The sequence below is a fragment of the Stenotrophomonas pictorum JCM 9942 genome (genome assembly GCF_001310775.1).
GTDB lineage: Bacteria > Pseudomonadota > Gammaproteobacteria > Xanthomonadales > Xanthomonadaceae > Stenotrophomonas > Stenotrophomonas pictorum.
Map to the genome: position 1 here is coordinate 1 of NZ_BAZI01000412.1, position 2,197 is coordinate 2,197.

Annotated in this window: 2 pseudogenes; one reads left to right on the forward strand and one right to left on the reverse strand. The window is 65.7% G+C overall.

Going from position 1 to position 2,197, the window contains the following annotated elements:
* Window positions 1-376: 376 nt before the first annotated feature.
* Window positions 377-704, reverse strand: a pseudogene (trxA, locus tag JCM9942_RS14420) (thioredoxin TrxA).
* Window positions 705-902: 198 nt separating this feature from the next.
* Here trxA and rhlB point away from each other — a divergent pair.
* Window positions 903-2,188 (forward strand): annotated as a pseudogene (rhlB, locus tag JCM9942_RS14425) (ATP-dependent RNA helicase RhlB); the annotation flags it as partial.
* Window positions 2,189-2,197 lie beyond the last annotated feature (9 nt).

Sequence of the window (2,197 nt, forward strand, 5' to 3'; positions counted from 1 at the left end):
AGGGCAATGCCGGCTGGGCCGGTGCGGAGGCTGCCGGAGCGCTGGTGTCGCTGGCTTCGACGGTCTTGGCAACGCGCGGCTTGCGCACGCGCTTCTCGACGGGCGCGTCGGTGCTCCCGGTTTCGGAAGGAGTGTTCTCGGACAAGTGCTTGATTCCTCTCGCTTGGATGTGCGAGCGCCCTGCGGGGCGGCGAACTGGTTGGGAAGGGTCCGGGCTAGAACCCGACCGGAGGGTGCGGCAAGCGAATGCTGCCGGATGTCGCGACACTAACACCGCCCAGTGTGGCGGTGCAAGATGCCGGGAAACCTTGTTGGGCCGGCATATGGCAGGCCCGGAGGGGCCGGCGGCGGACAGCCGCCGGACCTTGCCGCTTGATCAGGCCAGGGCCTTGTCGATCATCTGGCTCAGCTGGCCTTTGCCGACCGCACCGATCTGGGTGGCCTGGATCTGGCCATCCTTGAACAGCAGCAGCATCGGGATCGAGCGCACGTGATACTTCACCGCAGTGGCGCGGTTCTCGTCACGTTGACCTTGGCGATCTTCAGCTTGCCGTCGTAGGCATCAGCGAGCTCGTCCAGAACCGGGGAAATCATCTTGCACGGGCCGCACCATTCAGCCCAGAAATCCACCAGGACCGGTTCGCCGGATTGCAGGACGGCGGTGTCGAAGTCGGCATCGCGACGTGTAAAACCTTATCGCTCACTTTGGAGTCTCCTGGTGCAATGCGACTACCCGTGCCGGGTTGGCCGTCGCATTGCGGTAAACTGGGGCATTCGCGTAGACATACAGGGCAGGGCCCAACGTCACGCGACCCGGCGCAGGGGCCGCAGTGTGCGACGGCACCCGAATCGATGCAAGCTGCCCGGCCACCTTGGCCGGCCGGCACAACAAAGACAGAATAATGAGCGACAAACCGCTGACCGATGTGACGTTTTCCTCCTTCGACCTGCAGCCCTCGCTGGTGGCAGGCCTTGAAGGAGCTGGCTTCACCCGCTGTACCCCGATCCAGGCGCTGACCCTGCCGGTGGCCTTGCCCGGCGGCGATGTGGCCGGCCAGGCGCAGACCGGCACCGGCAAGACGCTGGCCTTCCTGGTGGCGGTGTGCAACCGCCTGCTGACCCGTCCGGCGCTGGCCGACCGCAAGCCGGAAGACCCGCGCGCGCTGATCCTGGCGCCGACCCGCGAGCTGGCGATCCAGATCCACAAGGACGCGATGAAGTTCACCGCCGACACCGGGCTGCGCTTTGCGCTGGTCTACGGCGGTGTGGACTACGACAAGCAGCGCGAGCTGCTGCAGCAGGGCGTGGACGTGATCATCGCCACACCCGGCCGCCTGATCGACTACGTCAAGCAGCACAAGGTGGTCTCGCTGCACGCCTGCGAGATCTGCGTGCTGGACGAAGCCGACCGCATGTTCGACCTGGGCTTCATCAAGGACATCCGCTTCCTGCTGCGGCGCATGCCCGAGCGCACCACGCGCCAGACCCTGCTGTTCAGCGTCACCTTGAGCCACCGCGTGCTGGAGCTGGCCTACGAGCACATGAACGAGCCGCAGAAGCTGGTGGTGGAGACCGAAAGCATCACCGCCGACCGCGTGCGCCAGCGCATCTACTTCCCGGCCGACGAGGAAAAGCTGCCGCTGCTGATCGGCCTGCTGTCGCGCAGTGAAGGCGCCCGCACCATGGTGTTCGTCAATACCAAGGTGTTTGTCGAGCGCGTCGCCCGTGCGCTGGAAAAAGCCGGTTACCGCGTCGGTGTGCTGTCCGGTGACGTGCCGCAGAAAAAGCGCGAAAGCCTGCTCAAGCGGTTCCAGGCCGGCCAGCTGGAAGTGCTGGTGGCCACCGATGTGGCCGCGCGCGGTCTGCATATCGATGGCATCAAGTACGTCTACAACTACGACCTGCCGTTCGACGCCGAAGACTACGTGCATCGCATCGGCCGCACCGCGCGTCTGGGCGAGGAGGGCGATGCGATCAGCTTCGCCTGCGAGCGCTATGCGATGGGTCTGCCGGACATCGAGGCTATATCGAGCAGAAGATTCCGGTTGAAGCGGTGACCAGCGAGCTGATGACCGCGCTGCCGCGTCCGGAACGCGCGCCGCTGCCCGAAGGCGAGGCCGAGGAAAGCGTGGGTGCGATTTTCCGCGAGGCCCGCGAGCAGAAGGCGGCCGACGAGGCCCGTCGCGGGTGGTCGTGA